The 15290-nt window shown below is 54.5% G+C and carries 18 protein-coding genes; 2 read left to right on the top strand and 16 right to left on the bottom strand.

Features of this window, described 5'->3' with window-relative positions; genetic code table 11:
- Nucleotides 1–27: 27 nt before the first annotated feature.
- The 7 genes from JJE36_05045 to JJE36_05015 form a co-directional block, all read right to left on the bottom strand.
- Nucleotides 28–822, bottom strand: coding sequence for an ABC transporter ATP-binding protein (locus JJE36_05045; protein MBK5211663.1), 795 nt, complete (start codon nt 820–822; stop codon nt 28–30).
- On the bottom strand, nt 819–1673 hold the full coding sequence (gene cbiQ / locus JJE36_05040; GenBank protein ID MBK5211662.1) for a cobalt ECF transporter T component CbiQ: 855 nt from the start codon (nt 1671–1673) through the stop codon (nt 819–821). The genes JJE36_05045 and cbiQ overlap by 4 nt, the downstream gene beginning before the upstream one ends.
- On the bottom strand, nt 1657–2655 hold the full coding sequence (cbiM, locus tag JJE36_05035; GenBank protein ID MBK5211661.1) for a cobalt transporter CbiM: 999 nt from the start codon (nt 2653–2655) through the stop codon (nt 1657–1659). The genes cbiQ and cbiM overlap by 17 nt, the downstream gene beginning before the upstream one ends.
- Before the next feature lie 20 nt (nt 2656–2675).
- Entirely contained in the window at nt 2676–3095 is a 420-nt protein-coding gene (gene nikR / locus JJE36_05030; protein ID MBK5211660.1) for a nickel-responsive transcriptional regulator NikR, read from the bottom strand.
- A gap of 104 nt (nt 3096–3199) precedes the next feature.
- Nucleotides 3200–3655 (bottom strand): GNAT family N-acetyltransferase, encoded by a 456-nt coding sequence (locus tag JJE36_05025; protein ID MBK5211659.1) that lies wholly within the window; start codon nt 3653–3655, stop codon nt 3200–3202.
- A gap of 52 nt (nt 3656–3707) precedes the next feature.
- The gene (gene nadE, locus JJE36_05020; GenBank protein ID MBK5211658.1) at nt 3708–4547 is read right to left on the bottom strand and encodes an NAD(+) synthase; all 840 of its coding nucleotides are present in this window, start codon (nt 4545–4547) and stop codon (nt 3708–3710) included.
- Nucleotides 4548–4701: 154 nt separating this feature from the next.
- A complete protein-coding gene (locus JJE36_05015) occupies nt 4702–5682 on the bottom strand; it encodes an ABC transporter substrate-binding protein (GenBank protein ID MBK5211657.1) in 981 nt (326 codons plus the stop codon).
- A gap of 187 nt (nt 5683–5869) precedes the next feature.
- Here JJE36_05015 and JJE36_05010 point away from each other — a divergent pair, with 187 nt between their 5' ends.
- Both JJE36_05010 and JJE36_05005 read left to right on the top strand, forming a co-directional pair.
- The gene (locus JJE36_05010) at nt 5870–6829 is read left to right on the top strand and encodes a prenyltransferase (protein MBK5211656.1); all 960 of its coding nucleotides are present in this window, start codon (nt 5870–5872) and stop codon (nt 6827–6829) included.
- A complete protein-coding gene (locus JJE36_05005) occupies nt 6829–7560 on the top strand; it encodes a ubiquinone/menaquinone biosynthesis methyltransferase (GenBank protein ID MBK5211655.1) in 732 nt (243 codons plus the stop codon). The genes JJE36_05010 and JJE36_05005 overlap by 1 nt, the downstream gene beginning before the upstream one ends.
- Before the next feature lie 55 nt (nt 7561–7615).
- Here the strand turns inward: JJE36_05005 and JJE36_05000 are convergent, their stop codons facing one another.
- The 9 genes from JJE36_05000 to JJE36_04960 are packed head-to-tail and all read right to left on the bottom strand — an operon-like array spanning nt 7616 to nt 15269.
- Nucleotides 7616–7912, bottom strand: a complete 297-nt coding sequence (locus JJE36_05000; protein ID MBK5211654.1) for a phosphoribosyl-ATP diphosphatase — start codon at nt 7910–7912, stop codon at nt 7616–7618.
- A 3-nt stretch (nt 7913–7915) separates the two neighbouring features.
- Nucleotides 7916–8281, bottom strand: a complete 366-nt coding sequence (gene hisI, locus JJE36_04995) for a phosphoribosyl-AMP cyclohydrolase (protein ID MBK5211653.1) — start codon at nt 8279–8281, stop codon at nt 7916–7918.
- A gap of 1 nt (nt 8282) precedes the next feature.
- Nucleotides 8283–9071 (bottom strand): imidazole glycerol phosphate synthase subunit HisF, encoded by a 789-nt coding sequence (hisF, locus tag JJE36_04990; protein MBK5211652.1) that lies wholly within the window; start codon nt 9069–9071, stop codon nt 8283–8285.
- Nucleotides 9065–9835 (bottom strand): 1-(5-phosphoribosyl)-5-[(5-phosphoribosylamino)methylideneamino]imidazole-4-carboxamide isomerase, encoded by a 771-nt coding sequence (hisA, locus tag JJE36_04985; protein MBK5211651.1) that lies wholly within the window; start codon nt 9833–9835, stop codon nt 9065–9067. Before hisA ends, hisF begins: the two co-directional genes overlap by 7 nt.
- Before the next feature lies 1 nt (nt 9836).
- Nucleotides 9837–10469: an imidazole glycerol phosphate synthase subunit HisH gene (gene hisH, locus JJE36_04980; GenBank protein ID MBK5211650.1), complete on the bottom strand. Its 633-nt coding sequence runs from the start codon at nt 10467–10469 to the stop codon at nt 9837–9839.
- The gene (hisB, locus tag JJE36_04975; GenBank protein ID MBK5211649.1) at nt 10466–11062 is read right to left on the bottom strand and encodes an imidazoleglycerol-phosphate dehydratase HisB; all 597 of its coding nucleotides are present in this window, start codon (nt 11060–11062) and stop codon (nt 10466–10468) included. The genes hisH and hisB overlap by 4 nt, the downstream gene beginning before the upstream one ends.
- Nucleotides 11055–12176, bottom strand: coding sequence for a histidinol-phosphate transaminase (gene hisC, locus JJE36_04970; protein MBK5211648.1), 1122 nt, complete (start codon nt 12174–12176; stop codon nt 11055–11057). Before hisC ends, hisB begins: the two co-directional genes overlap by 8 nt.
- Nucleotides 12151–13521 carry a histidinol dehydrogenase gene (gene hisD / locus JJE36_04965; protein ID MBK5211647.1) on the bottom strand — a complete coding sequence of 457 codons (1371 nt, stop codon included), beginning with the start codon at nt 13519–13521 and terminating at the stop codon, nt 12151–12153. The genes hisC and hisD overlap by 26 nt, the downstream gene beginning before the upstream one ends.
- Before the next feature lie 2 nt (nt 13522–13523).
- Complete coding sequence (locus JJE36_04960; GenBank protein ID MBK5211646.1) at nt 13524–15269, bottom strand: ATP phosphoribosyltransferase; 1746 nt, start codon at nt 15267–15269, stop codon at nt 13524–13526.
- Nucleotides 15270–15290: the final 21 nt, after the last annotated feature.

Genomic DNA, 15290 nt, shown 5'->3' with positions numbered 1-15290 from the left:
TTTTCCAGTCTCATCGGCAAAGAAGCATCACACGCCGTGCATATGGGGATGCATGTGCTGTTCGCCTAAGTGTCTGTGCGCATGTTCATGAATGAGATTGACCTCCAAAAGAAGGTCGCGCAAAGCAAATACTTCCTCGGGTGTGCCGTCGGCGCATACCCGGTGCTCCTCGGAGAGCACTATCATGCGATCGGCGACTTCTGCGGCAATCGAGAGATCATGTGTCGCGATGACGACGGTATCGCCGGCGGCTTTCATATCGGCGAGCACGTCGAGGAGCCACACTTGGCTTCGCGGATCGAGCGCGCCGGTCGGCTCGTCCAAAAGCAAGACATGGGGCCGCATGGTGAGAACCGCTCCGATCGAGACACGCTTTTTCTCCCCACCCGAAAGCGTATAAGGCGCGCGATCGAGGAGCTTTTCGATACGCAGTGCCGCGGCGACTTGCGAGACGCGCTCCCGCACTTCGTCTTCCGAAAGACCGAGTTGAAGCGGGCCGAACGCCAGCTCATCAAATGCATTACTGCAAAAAAGTTGGACGTCGGCATCTTGGAACACGAAGCCCACGCGGCTGCGGAACGCACGGCGAAAATCGGGGTCCTCCAACGCGTCCTCGGTCAGCTGCGCGCCGAAAGCGATTATTTCTCCCGCCGAAGGAAACACGAGACCGTCGAGAAGTTTGAGAAACGTCGATTTTCCACTTCCGTTGGCTCCCACGATGACGACTTGCTCCCCGCAACCGATGGACACATCGATATCCGTCAAGCTTTCGACACCTTTTCGATATTCTTGGTGTATCCCCTTCAACACGAAGTCTGTCATCTCATTACCATCCGATCGATTCCGATGAAAAGGACTGCGATTCCCGCCGAGAGCGCCACGTAAGACCGGTCGCGCACCGTCGCTGATGTTCGGTGCAGGACACGCATCGACCCCGAATAACCGCGGGCAAGCATCGCATCGTAGACATCGTCTGCCGTCTTAACCGACTTTTGCAAAACGAATGCGATACGCTCTGTGACCCATCGTCTGTTTTCCGCCGTTGTGCCCTTTCCGAGCGTTCGACTTTCACGGGCCAAGTGAATCTGTTCCACGGTGCGCATCAAAGACACGATTTGCTTTTGGGCCATGGCCAATGTGGCGACGATGATATCGGGCACTTTCATTTGGCTGAGTGCACTCAAAAGATCGGTCCAGCGCATCGTCCACACGATAAGAAGTGCGAATCCCGCACTGGCCACGACGCGCAATATGAGCGTGACGGCGCCGAGCGCACCGGGTTGGGTTATCGCAACCGGTCCGAGTTGAAACAAAACCGGTCCGGGCGTGATGAACTGCGTGGCGGCAGGCAAGGCCAGCAGTGTCGCGAAGAGACCGGCGGAACCCCAGAGTTTACGCGCGAACGACGCCGGATCGACGGCTGAAAACGATGCCAGCACGAGCGCGAGAATCGACATCGCCGCAAGGAGCCACGGGGAGCGCACGACACTTGCGGTGACTGAAAAGATGAGAATCGCGCCGAGCTTGGAACGAGGGTCGATTCCTTGTAGGAAACCCTTTTCAGCAGCTATTTCCTCGTTTTCCAAAACCTCTACGATATGGTGCCCTATCGAATCGGCAGTACGACGCGCAAGTGACTTGCGCGGTTTGCCTCGATTATTGTTCATCATCATCTATTTTTCTCGAAGAGATGAGCTTTCCCATTCCCCAAACAACGACGATGCACAATGAGGCGCCCACGATGGCTGAAAACAGATAGCCGACAAACGGATTCCTGATGAAAGCCGGAGCATAAGCGGGAATCGCCGCGGTCCAAAAAGCGCTGAGCTTCTCAAGACCGACAGGTACCGACAACTTCAATTGCGAAGCGAACTGATTGACGCCCCACTCCCCCCATGCGGTGCCCTGCGCAAGCACGCCGATCGGAGTCAGCAACACGAGTGCGGCAAATCCCGCCCACACCCAACGAAGCGATTTCGACGCCGGTTTCATAGCGAGCAACGCGGATTCTTGTTTGGCGAGCGCCGCCACCACTCCCATCGTCACAATCGCCTCGACCGGGCCGAAAAACAAGAGGTGTTCGGTAAACATCGCCGTAACGGCTACTTTGAGCGGATACGGAGCATACAGCGGAGCGCCCGATGCCGTGTGGGCGATCAGCGGCTGGATTCCGAATTCGACACCGGCGACGATAGCGGCGACCACTATCGCCACATACGACGCCACGCCCGAAGCTGCAATTTTCCTGTTGATTTTTCCGCTCTTTCCGACGACGAGACGATAGAGGTAATATCCGACGAACGGCATCACCACAGCCATGTTGAAACAGTTCGCCCCGAGCGCGGTTATACCGCCGTCGCCGAATAATAGCGCCTGGATCGTCAAAGCAATCGAGACCGATATCGTGGCGGCCCATGGGCCCAAAAGTATCGCGATGAGCGTCGCGCCCACGGCATGTCCCGTCGAACCTCCGATGACTGGAACGTTGAACATCATGATGATGAAGGCAAACCCGGCGGCAAGCGCCATTAAAGGAATTTGTCGCGCTTTCAATGATTTCTTGACTTTGGATGCCGCTACGGCCCAAATCGGAATCATCACCACGTCGAGAACCATATATGTCTGCGGTCCCAGATACCCATCGGGAATGTGCACGGCTTTTCCTCCCCTTTTTTCTAAACTTGAGTACCGGTCGTCGTGGTCACCAATTTTCCGTGTTTTACCCCTTTGGTACCGAGCAACTCATCGGCAATCAGCCGTACTTCCTTGTTCGAACCTCGAATGATGAGAACTTCAAGACAGTTGTGAGCATCGAGATGGACATGGGTCGCCACGATGATGTTTCGAAAATGGGCATGCTGCAAGTCATCGAGTTTATCGGAAAGGTTATAGGCATGGTGGTCGAAAACCATCGTCACTGTTCCCACGATCTCCTCATCCGATTCTTCCCACCGGGACTCTATGAGTGCGTCCCGCACCAAGTCGCGCACGGCCTCGGAGCGATTGGTCACTTGCCCGCGTCGTGCGACGAGTCCGTCGAACTTCAGAAGAAGATCTTCATCCATTGCCACGCCGAACCTCACCAATTTCCCCATGTGATTCTCCCCAACCGTTTCTGTAGTAACACGTTTGCAGAAATTATAGCACTAGAAAATTGCACGGAGGGATTCAACCTTTGCAAACGGCAAAGAATGCAACGCTATGCAGACAGTAGGTTTTTATGCATATGTCGATGAGGAATATGGGTGAGTTCGGACATGAACTCTTCACCGTCATCTTCATAGCCGAGAGACCCATAAAACCCGTAAGCCACCGAACGGGATTCGAGCCAGAGACGTGAAGCGCCCTGGTCCAAAGCGAGCTCCTCGACAATCGTCATGAGCTCACGGCCGACTCCTCGCCCCTGCGCATTCTTCGCAACGGCGACTTGCCGAACTTGCCGGCTCGACGGATCGTTGTCCGTCACAGGCATCAAGCGGGCGATGCCCATGATTTCATAGGCGGAATCGATTTTCAGCAAAAACTCTCCACCGCGTTCTTGGTGAAACCAGTTATCGGCCGCCTTATCGACTCCGAAATCCTTATACAGGACATCGTAAAGCAATTCTCGCACAGAGCTCGGAGCACCAACGACTTCAATGATTTCTACGCTCAACTCGACTCCTTAGCACCGGAAAAAATTCCAGATATGAAGTGTAACCCAAAAATCAACTTTGATAAATATGTAATTTCGGGATAGGCGCGGCGTACTGCCGCTTAAAGACGGAAGCGTCCATGCGACGGATTGCATTCTCGACCTCTTCTTCGCTGAATCCTCCGTCGACAAGGTCGGCTCGGCTGACGCCTTTGTCCACATACAGATAATATATGGCGTCGAGCACTTCATAGGGAGGAAGCGCATGGCGATCGAGTTGTCCCGGAGAGAGTTCGGCGCTCGGCTCTTTTTCAAGAATCTCGGTCGGAATGAGCATATGCGACGAAGTCGAATTCCTCCACCTGCACAGCTCGTAAAGATGTGTTTTATAAAGCGCACCGACCGGATCATAGCTTCCGACCATGTCGCCGTAGAGAGTCGCATACCCTGCGAGAGCTTCGCTTTTATTCCCCGTCGCCAGCACGAAATAGCCGAACTTGTTCGAAAGCGCCATAAGCAACGTGCCACGAATACGCGCCTGAAGATTTTCTTCGGTGATATCGGTTTCACAGTCTTGAAAAACCGGGGCGAGCGCTGCTTTGAACGCATCGAAAACAGGGGTGATCGGAATGAGATCGGTTTGGATACCGAGTTGCGAAGCCAACGTGAGCGTATCGGTGATGCTACCTTGCGAAGAGTACGGCGAAGGCATCAGCACACCGTGTACATGCTCGGCGCCGAATGCATCGACGGCGATGACGGCGGTGGCGGAGGAGTCCAGCCCACCCGAAAGCCCGATGACGACATCGGTGAATCCGGCTTTTGAAACAGCCTTTGCGGTTTGATCGACTAAAGACTCCCAAACGGAGGGACATTCCAAGGTCAGTGCGGGAAGTTGAAATGGTTGAGTCATGAGAGGCAGGTCTCCTTAAGCGTTGTTTTCCTGTCTCTCATGATACTCAATAATTGTTACGACTCTTTTTCGAACTTTAATTGCAAGAACAACTTTTGTTTTTCCCGCAATACTGCTCGCACAAGCCGATTCAAGACTACCGAACGGTTCGCAACTACTTGGCGGTATAGACCGAGTCGTTGTATTGAATCGCGCTCTTGAGATAGCCTTTGCCGACCATCCACTTTACGACGTCTTCGAATTGTTTCTGATCGGGCAACGCGGTCTTTGGATACGTGCTTACTTTATAGGTGGTCTTCAAAGGATCGGGGAGTTTGGCGTTTGTCGCCAGAAGTGAACGATAGGAATCCGGATTGGCATTGATTTTATCGACGCCTTGATTCCAGCAAGACAGCAATGTCTTCATATCTTTCGAAGCCCCGCTCGACTGCAAATACGTATCGCTGAACTCGAGAACGGTTGAAGTGTAGGCCGATGACTGTTGTCTAGAAAGCAAGGGAGTGGCTCCGCTTGCCTGTGCAAGGGTGAAGAACGTCCACGGAAGAACGGCGGCGTCGATCTTATTCGAAGTCAGCATCTGGAAACGAACGGGGAGTTTCTTGATTTCCTCGGTCTTGATTTTGTTTGCGGGCACACCGGCATCGGTGAGCGCTTTGTCATAGACGTACTCGACAACCGTGTTTGACGAGCAGCCGGTCTTTACACCTGCGAGCTGTTCGATGCCGGTGATCCGGCTCCCCTTGCTAGCTATGATTCCAACAGGAGCTCCCTGCAACATGACGGTGACGGCGCGCATTTTCGTACCCGCTGCGGAAAGTTGCAGCGCAACAACCATGTCGGACATCATGCCGTCGATGTCACCGGCGGTCATGGCGGCGACTTGTTCTTGCGACGATTGGAAGGTGATTATCTGGACATTCAGACCGGCTTTCTTGAGAATCCCCTCTTTTTGCGCAACCCACAGAGGCAAAATGTCGTCTGTTTGAAGGGTTCCTATTTTAATGGTCTTATTCACTGCCGTCGTGGTTTTCGCCGCACCGTTGTTTGCGGTAGACGAACTGCCGCACGCGGTGAGCAGACCGGTGAGCATGACGAGCGAAAGAACGAGTACGAGAATCGAGAAACTACGTTTCATTACTACTCCTTAAAATAAATGACCGGACAGTCAGAAAGTATAGTAGAATCTGACTAGTCGGTCAACAATTATATGCTTATACTTGTATCCGTCCGTTCAACACGAAGAGAACCCCGTTCAAGGCGAGGCTCCACACCTCATCGGCGTGGACCCCTCTTCCCCTCGTTCACTAAGGAAAAAACTTACGATGAGTTCTCCAAACAGCAAAAGGCACTTCTCAAAACTCACGCTTGCCGACGCGTTCACGCTTGCCGAGCCCCCATCATGGGTGGCGTCGATTTTGCCCGTATTATTGGGCGGAGCACTGAGCCTTTCTCTGGGACACTCACAGCTCAGCGGTGCACCGCTGAGTCGCTCACTCCTTATCTTCTTTTTGATGCTCGTGACTTCAATACTCGCCCAATCATCGGTAAACGTTCTCAACGACTATGCGGATTTCGTCAAAGGCACAGACTCGGCAGAAAACTCCATCAACTTGACGGATGTTCCGATAATTCACAGAAACCTCAATCCGAAAAGCGCACGAAACGTTGCACTCGTCTATCTGGCGTGTGCGTTGATTGCCGGCCTTAGCGTAGTCGCGCTCACGGGGTGGATACTTCTCATCATCGGACTTGTGGGAGCGGCCACCGGGGTCGGCTATTCATTCGGACCGAAGCCGATTTCCTATTTGCCGCTCGGTGAATTCATCTCCGGCTTCGTCATGGGCGAGCTCATCACATTCGCGACATATTACGCACTCACTTCCAACTTGAATTGGAATGTATTGTTCTGGACACTTCCGGTATTTTTCGGTATCGCCAACATCATGCAGACAAACAACACCTGCGATATCGACCGAGACACCGAGGCCGGCAGAAAAACTCTTCCCATACTTTTGGGGAAAAAGAACAGTGCACACATGATGGCCATTACGAACATGGCCGCGCTTGCCATCGCGCTCGTGTTCACGTTGAATCATGCATTTCCTTGGGGTCTTATCCTTATGTTAATAGTCACTGTGATTCAATCGCGTGCTATCGCAAAAATCTATAATTTCGACTACAATTACAAAACACGACCCCAAGCGATGAAACTTGCCATGATGCAAGTCGTATTCATCAATGCCTTTTATATTTTCGCCCTTTTGATTGGAGTACTCAGTTAATGATTTTGCCGGACGCATTCACCATAACTCCCAAAGAAAAAGAAGCATTCGTCTACGATTGCTTTCAAAACATCAGCGAAACCTACGATAAAACAAACGACGTCATCAGCTTCGGTATCCACCGCTTTTGGAAAGACGCGATGATAAAACGCATCGTCGCCTTCGCGCCCAAAGACATTCTCGATGTGGCAAGCGGCACCGGGGATGTCGCTCTTTGGATTGCGGAAAAGAACCCCCAGGCTCACGTCGTCGGAAGCGATTTCAGCGAAAACATGCTCGTCGTCGCCGAAAAACGACGCGCCGAGCAGAAGTTGGATAACGTCTCGTTCCAATGCGAAAATGCCATGGAAATGAGTTTTGAAGATAACTCGTTCGATGTGGTCGTCGTCTCACTCGCTCTGCGCAACATGCCCGATTATCGTCAAGTGGTCTCTGAAATGACGCGCGTCTTGCGCCCCGGAGGTCAGTTCTTCTGCATCGACACGTCATGGCCCACAAACCCAATCGTCAAGCCGTTCTTCGGGCTATATTTCAGCCACATCATGCCTTTGCTGGGAAATGCCGTCGCCCACGCGCCTGTAGAATACCAGTGGCTCAATGCCTCGACGAAAGCGTTCTTGTCAAAAGATGCGCTTGCGGATTTGATGCGTTCGTGCGGACTGGTGAACGTGAATTATAAGAGCCATATGCTCGGTGGAGCGGCCACGCATAACGGAACGAAACCGATTTAACACAAATCGGCTATCCCTCGGGAATGCATGAAAATCGCTCGCTGCGAACTTCCGCCTATTTGAACCTCGCCTTAAGCTCCCCGGCCAAGTCTTGCGGCGTGATATCATGGCGGGCACAGTTGACGAGCACATGGTACAACAGATCTCCGACTTCATACTGCAGGTGATCTTTTTCACCGTCTTTGGAGGCCATGATGACCTCGGCTGACTCCTCACCGATTTTTTTGAGCACTTTGTCCTCGTGCGCAGTGAGCAGGTAGGCGGTATAGCTTTTCTCGGGGTCTGCATCTTTTCTGCCCTGGATGGTCTCCCACAACGTATCGATGACCGTTCCGAAATCCGATGTTGCCATAGGTCATGACTCCTTTATGTCGAATCGACGATAGAAACAACTCTTCGCTCCCGTGTGGCACGCCACACCTGCACCGAGAGGAATCACTTTGAGCAAGACGGTATCGGCATCGCAGTCGTACCACGCGCTTACCACCTGCATGATATTACCGCTCTGCTCGCCCTTCATCCACTGCGCGCCGCGCGACCGCGAATAGAACCACGCACGACGCTCATCGAGAGTGCGGATGAGCGCTTCCTCGTCCATATAGGCGAGCATGAGTACCTCGCCGGTATTTTCATCCTGCACGATGGCCGGCAAGAGCCCGTCGGGGTCGAACCGCATATCGGTGGTCGAGAGATTTTTCTTTTCAAAATCGAGTGGCTCCATGCTATCGACCATCCTTTACGTAATCGAGGCGAACGCTCACTCCCGCGGCACGCATCGCTTGTTTTACTTGTGTGACGCTCAGCTCGCCGAAGTGAAACACGGATGCGGCCAGCACGGCGTCGGCGTCAGCTTCGATGACGACTTCGGCGAAATCATCGAGCCTGCCGGCACCGCCACTTGCTATCACCGGAACATCGACCTGCCTTGTGACGGCACGCGTCAAGTCGATGTCGAAACCCTCTTTCATCCCGTCGCAATCCATGGAGGTGAGCAGCAGTTCCCCCGAGCCGAGCCTCGTGGATTCTTTCGCCCACTGCACCGCATCGATTCCGGTGTTGATGCGCCCGCCGCTTGTGAACACTTCCCACCGGGCAGGCATTGAACCGGGAACTTTCCGCGCATCGATGGCGACCACGATACACTGCGATCCGTAGATGGCGCTGGTCCTGGATATGAGCGAGGGGTCATTGACTGCGGCACTGTTGAGCGATATCTTATCGGCGCCGGCGGCAAGCATAGCTCTGATGTCTACTGCACTACGCATGCCACCACCCACCGTGTAGGGGATGAAACATTCCTCGGAAGTGCGTGATGCGACATCGAGCATGGCGGGGCGCTTATCGCTTGTAGCCGTGATATCGAGAAACACCACCTCGTCGGCTCCGCCTTTGTCATAGGTCGCAGCCATTTCCACCGGGTCACCGGCATCGCGCAAATTGATGAAGTTCACGCCCTTGACGACGCGCCCGTCGGTCACGTCCAAACAGGGAATCACCCGCTTCATCAGCATGGCGCACTCCCGCTTCCACGTGTTTCGGTGGCGTTGTCTGCACTGAAAACCGCAAGCGCCTCGGGAAGTGTGAAGGCTCCTTCATACAGTGCCCTTCCCGTGATCACACCTTCTGCGACCGTATCGCCGGCCGCTTTTATTTTCTCGAAATCATGCAAGGTCGAAACTCCTCCGCTCACAATGACGGGAAAACCGGCGGCAACTGCCACCTGAGAATACAAATCCATATCGATTCCGGTTTGCATACCATCGCGCGAGATATCGGTGTACACCAGGTGAGAAAGCCCCAGAGTCGAGAGTTGCACCACAAGATCGATCGAGGAGATTTCCGTGGTATCGATCCAACCTTGCGTGGCGACCAGACCGTTTTTCGCATCCACACCCGCAACGAGATGTTCGCTCCCCAACTCCGAAACGAGTTTTTGGACGAAATCGAAATCCGTGGCGAGTTTCGTTCCGATGACGACTCGAGCCACTCCCGCCTCGAGCAAGGCGACGGCTGTCTTCAGCGTTCGCACGCCTCCCCCCACTTCGATGGGCACGCCGATCTCCCGCGCAATCGAAGATACGATTTCGATGTTCTCGGGGTTTCCCGTGCGCGCACCGTCGAGGTCGACGATATGGATCCCGCGCGCTCCGAGTTCGGCCCACTCGAGCGCCTGCGCACATGCGCTGTCGTTGTACACGGTCACGCGTTCGTAGTCGCCTTGTGCCAACCGGACCGCCTGCCCCCGAAGGATATCTATTGCGGGAAATACCAGCATCTCAGCTCAACTCCCCGGTAACGATTGCACCGAAATTGGACAACATCCTCAAACCCAGTGTCGAGGATTTTTCGGGATGGAATTGAACGGCATACAGGTTTCCCTGGTTGAGCGCACAGGGCAGCGTCGAACCGTACTCGACGTGACCTGTCACATCGGATTTGTGGACAAGGTCGCAGTAATAGCTGTGCACGAAATAAAAAGCGCTGTTGTCGGGTATCCCCGCGAAAAGCGGGTTCACATTCGCGGCCGCATAGTCGACGGTATTCCACCCGATATGGGGAATCTTGATGCCGGGGACGCTCGGAATCGGACGGCACACCCCTGAGACCAAGCCGAGCCCTTCGTAGTCGCCGTTTTCAAGACTCGAATCCATAAGGAGCTGCATCCCCAGACAAATCCCGAGCAGAGGCGTTCCCGCCTCGACTCTTTTAAGAATCGATTCGAGGAGCCCGCTCTCTTTCAAGTGAACCATCGCATCTCGATACGCACCGACACCGGGCAAGACGAGACCATCCGCCTGTGCGACGGTAGCCGCGTCGCGTGCAATGACGACACCGCCGACTCCCGCATTCTCGAAGCCCTTTTGCACACTGCGCAAGTTGCCCATGGAGTAATCGATTATCGCAATCACAGGCTGCCCTTCGTCGAAGGGACGCCGCTGACTCGAGGGTCGAGCGCGACGGCAATACGTAATGCGCGTGCAACCGCCTTGAAGGCAGCCTCGATGATGTGGTGACTGTTCTCACCGGAAAATGACATGATGTGGAGTGTCAAGCCGACTGACCCGGCGAACGCGATGAAAAACTCCTTGGCGAGCGTCGTGTCGAATGTCCCGATGAACTCGATGGGAAGATCGACATCGTAGTGACACTGTCCGCGACCGCTGATATCTATTGCCGCCAAAACGAGTGCCTCATCCATCGGCACGACGGCATCCCCAAAACGCGTGATGCCCCGTTTGTCGCCGAGCGCCTCAGCGCACACCGAGCCCAGCACGATACCGACATCCTCGACCGTGTGATGCGCGTCGACTTCGAGGTCGCCTTCCGCTCTCACGACCAAGTCGAGGGACGCATGGCGACCGAACGCATCGAGCATGTGATCGAAGAACGGGATTCCCGTCGAAATGTCTGTTTTCGAGGTGCCGTCGAGGTTGAGAGTGACGGTGATATCGGTTTCCTTCGTCGTGCGGCTCAAAGAAGCACTACGCTCGGCATTAGACATTTCGCGCCTCCTCACGCTCGACGATTTCTCTCACCGCGGCGATGAAAGCCACATTGTCCGATTCCGTACCGACCGTCACGCGCAGGCACCCTTCGAGCCCCGGCGCACGTGAAAAGTCGCGAATGTAAATCGAATAATTATAGAACAGGTCACGCCAGACAATCGAGGCATGATCCATACGGAACATGACGTAGTTCGCATCGCTCGGAAACACTTTGACGCCTTCAATCGCCGAGAGACCCTCGATGATTTGGGCTCTGCCTCGGACGAGTTCTTCGATGGATGTCTCGAACAAAGCTCGATCGCGATACACCACCTGAGCGACCCATTGGGAAAACGCGCTCACCGAATACGGCTGGCGCACTTTGAGAAACTCTCGGATCACCTGCGTATCCGCCAAAATATAACCGACGCGTAACGCCGCCAAAGAGAATGCTTTCGAAAAGGTTCGTAAAATCACCAAGTTGGGGTATCTATCGAGGTAAGGGCGCACCGTGGTGCGCGAAAACTCGAAATACGCCTCGTCGACGCACACAAGCGCATCACTGCAGCCCAAAAGTTCGAGGAGGAACGCTTCGTCGGTCAGGTTCCCGGTGGGATTGTTGGGACTGGCTAAAATAATCAGGTCGATGTCGCCTTGAGCCAAACGCTTGCGCGTCGCCTCCTGATCGATTTCGAAGTTTTCATCGCGCGGAATCGAGACCACCTCGGTCCCGGTGATTTTCGCATAATTCTCATACATGGAAAATGTCGGGGGGAAGTTCATGAATTTGCGCCCGACGCCGCCCCATGTCAAAAACATATTCATCAGCAGTTCGTCGCCACCGTTGCCGATCAATACATTATCAGAGTCGAGACCGTTTGCTTCGGCGATCAACGCACGCAAACGCGGTGCCGTACCATCCGGATAACGGTTGAACTGGAACTGATCGAGGTGGTTGGCAATGCGTTCCTGGAGTTCTTTGGGCAAATTGAGCGGGTTTTCATTGGCCGAAAGAAGCATATCGGCCTTAACCTCTTTCGCGTCATACGGTATCAGGCCTTCGAGTTCTTTTCGTGCGGGACGCAAACTTCCCTGTTTCACGTGTCTACCCTTCCTGTTTATTCGATGCATCTTCTTCATCGATTTCCTCTGCGTGTTCTCCTTCGTCGGAAAACGCGTCGAGCATCTCCAGCCGCAAGGTGACCGAACGACCGTGCGCCCACAGCTCTTCTTTTTCAGCTATTTGTGTGACAACGGGCCCGTCGGTATCGAGCGCTTCGAGCGAATAGCTCAAAACACTGCTCCGCTTGGTGAAATCATCGACACTGAGCGGTGAGGAAAAGCGAGCGGTCCCGCCGGTCGGCAGCACATGGTTGGGCCCGGCGACATAGTCGCCGATCGCCTCGGGAGTCCAGGGGCCCAAGAAAATCGCCCCGGCATTGTGAATGTCTCCGAGAAGTTCGAGGGGATGTTCCATATGGACTTCGAGGTGCTCGGGGGCGATGAAGTCGGATACCGCCAATGCATCGGCAGTATCGGCGCACACTATGACCACACCGTTATCTCTCAGTGATGCGGTTGTGATTTCTGCGCGCGTCGACTCCTCCATCAAGACATCGATCGATTGCTCGACCATTTCGACCATGTCGGGATCGGTGGTGACCAAATAGGTCGCCGCACGCGGGTCATGCTCGGCTTGAGCCATCATGTCGATGGCGACAAACGCCGGAATCGATGTCTCATCGGCTAACACCAACACCTCGGAAGGACCGGCGATCATATCGATTCCCACATCGCCGCTGACCAATTTTTTGGCAGCCGCGACATAGGCGTTTCCGGGGCCGACGATTTTATCGACCGCTGCAATGGTATCCGTACCGTATGCCAAAGCGGCCACGGCCTGCGCGCCGCCGACTTTGTAAATCTCGCTCACTCCGGCGATCGAAGCCGCCACGAGCGTATAAGGAGAAATCGATCCATCCTTTTGCGGAGGAGCCACCATGGCGATTTCCTCGACGCCGGCACACACCGCCGGCAGCGTATTCATCAGTACCGTGGAAGGGTATTGGGCGCGACCGCCGGGGACGTAGATTCCCACACGTGCAAGCGGCGTCACCTTCGAGCCGAGAAATATTCCGCCTTGCTGAGTGGTGAACCAGCTTTGCTGCACCTGGCGCAGATGAAAGTCACGAATCTGTTCTGCGGCGAAAGTCAGCGCCGTGATGAAGCTTTCGTCGACTCTTTCGAATGCCTCATCGATTTCTGCTCGGGTGACGCGCAGATCGCCGAGAGTGTTCTTCGAAACGCCGTCGAACTTTTCACCGTATTCGAACAGCGCCTCATCCCCACGAGTTCGGACATCTCGAACTATCGAAGCGGCGACGGCGATGATATCGTCATCGATGCCGCCCGAACGCGCCAAAACGGCGGCTGTGAGGCGTTCTCCTCGTGCAAGGTCGATTCTTCGAAGTTTCACCTTTACCTGCCTTCTTCCACGAGGTCATATAAGATTTTTGCAAGATTGGAAACACGCTTATCGGTACGCGCCGATGCGGGGTTCGCCACAAAACGCGCGGTGCTCGGGGTGACGTCTTGAATAGCCACGAGATTATTCTCGCGCAAAGTCGTCCCCGTGGCGGTTATATCGACGATGACATCCGAAATTCCGATGAGCGGCGCCAACTCTATATTGCCGTTGAGCTTCACGATTTCGGCTTGAATGCCGAGGCTGTCGAAATACCGACTCGTTAAACGCGGATATTTCGTCGCCACACGAACGCAGCCCTGTCGCAACGCACGCTCACCGAGAGTTTGCGTGTCGTAGGCCGGCTGCGCGACGACGAATTTGCAGCCCCCGAACTTCAGGTCGACGAACTCGAGCAAAGGATAATCGGCTTCGACGAGAATATCTTTCCCCCCGATTCCGCAATCCACGGCTCCGTTCGCGACGTAGATGGCGACATCGGTCGGCTTTGCAATGATGTATTCGATCTCATCGGTCAATATTCGCAGCTGTCTCTTCGGATCACGCAATCCGGTGACATCGAGCCCCGCTTGCTCGAGCAAGTCGAGCGATCCCTCGAAAAGGGCTCCTTTCGGGACGGCGATGCGCAGATGATTACCCGTGCGATGAGAGTTGTTCGCACCCTCATCCTCGGAAAGCCGAAGCGCATTTTCAAGTCTTCCCAGATCGAAAGCGAAACCGGCGGCGGGCATAGCACGACCGAGGAGACCGACGACATTGTCATAGCGGCCACCGCTCCCTAAAGGAAGGCCGAAAGTCCTCGTGTACACCTCGAATACGAGCCCCGTGTAATAGCCCATGTCGAGCATGAGTGAAAAATCCACCGTCACGAAAGCGCCGTAGCCGCTTTGCTCCAAGGCGACGTATATTTTCCCGAGGGTATCGAGCGCCTCGATTGCTTGCCCGGTGACTCCGGCGGCGTCCAAGAGAGTGCGGCACTCCGCCAATGCCTCGGCACCACCGCGTATGAACGGCAATGCCGTCAAGCACGCGCGGACATTTTTCGGAATATCGCTTGCAGCGACAAGCTCGCGAACCGCAACGAAATCACCTTTGTGCGCGGCAGCCACCACATCGCGCCTCCAAAGAGAGGGGTCGGCACCCAAATAAGATCCATCAAGGCTCTCGATGCACCCCATGAATATCGCAACATTTCCTATATTCAGAGAAAAATCTTCAAGCCCCGCCGTCGCAAGCGCACCGAGGGCGAGTTTTACAACCTCGGTATCGGCCGCGACTCCGTCGGCGTCCAAAAACTCGATACCGATTTGCGTGATAGCGCGCGGTTGTCCACGTAAAGATTCTTGTTCACGAAAAACTTCGGTGCAATAGCGCAACCTGTAGGGACCGGGTATATTTTTGAAGCGCGTCGCTGCGACACGTGCGATGGGAAGTGTCACATCCACCCTGAGCGAGAGCAGTTCTCCGTCGACGTCGACGAACCGGAACGCATTCTCGAGAAGCGGACTCGTCGCGCCTTGATCGCCGGATCCGGCTGCCATGCAGTCGAGGCGCTCGGCGACCGGCGTATGTATCAAACGATAGTTTTGAGAGGAAAAATAGGCACCGATGGCAGAGCAGATCTGCTCACGCATCTCGGCTTCATCAAGCATGGTGTCGCGAAATCCGCGTGGCGTTCCCAGTTCCATGTAATCTCTTCCCCTATCCGTTATTCCCGACCATGAATGATACTTTACCACAGTAGAGTGCTAAAGTATAGG

It is taken from the genome of Coriobacteriia bacterium, assembly GCA_016649875.1.
Lineage (GTDB): Bacteria > Actinomycetota > Coriobacteriia > WRKU01 > JAENWW01 > JAENWW01.
The sequence above is the reverse complement of the archived record's forward strand: the minus strand, read 5'-3'. Positions and strand labels throughout refer to the sequence as shown.

Excerpts from the sequence above, each read along its gene's own strand:
- hisF (MBK5211652.1), bottom strand. The coding sequence starts at position 9,071 with ATGCTGATGAAGCGGGTGATTCCCTGTTTGGACGTGACCGACGGGCGC.
- nikR (MBK5211660.1), bottom strand. The coding sequence starts at position 3,095 with ATGGGGAAATTGGTGAGGTTCGGCGTGGCAATGGATGAAGATCTTCTT.
- hisB (MBK5211649.1), bottom strand. The coding sequence starts at position 11,062 with ATGTCTAATGCCGAGCGTAGTGCTTCTTTGAGCCGCACGACGAAGGAA.
- JJE36_05005 (MBK5211655.1), top strand. The coding sequence starts at position 6,829 with ATGATTTTGCCGGACGCATTCACCATAACTCCCAAAGAAAAAGAAGCA.
- hisI (MBK5211653.1), bottom strand. The coding sequence starts at position 8,281 with ATGGAGCCACTCGATTTTGAAAAGAAAAATCTCTCGACCACCGATATG.
- JJE36_05010 (MBK5211656.1), top strand. The coding sequence starts at position 5,870 with ATGAGTTCTCCAAACAGCAAAAGGCACTTCTCAAAACTCACGCTTGCC.
- JJE36_05000 (MBK5211654.1), bottom strand. The coding sequence starts at position 7,912 with ATGGCAACATCGGATTTCGGAACGGTCATCGATACGTTGTGGGAGACC.
- hisA (MBK5211651.1), bottom strand. The coding sequence starts at position 9,835 with ATGCTGGTATTTCCCGCAATAGATATCCTTCGGGGGCAGGCGGTCCGG.
- nadE (MBK5211658.1), bottom strand. The coding sequence starts at position 4,547 with ATGACTCAACCATTTCAACTTCCCGCACTGACCTTGGAATGTCCCTCC.
- cbiQ (MBK5211662.1), bottom strand. The coding sequence starts at position 1,673 with ATGATGATGAACAATAATCGAGGCAAACCGCGCAAGTCACTTGCGCGT.
- JJE36_05015 (MBK5211657.1), bottom strand. The coding sequence starts at position 5,682 with ATGAAACGTAGTTTCTCGATTCTCGTACTCGTTCTTTCGCTCGTCATG.
- JJE36_05045 (MBK5211663.1), bottom strand. The coding sequence starts at position 822 with ATGACAGACTTCGTGTTGAAGGGGATACACCAAGAATATCGAAAAGGT.
- hisC (MBK5211648.1), bottom strand. The coding sequence starts at position 12,176 with ATGCATCGAATAAACAGGAAGGGTAGACACGTGAAACAGGGAAGTTTG.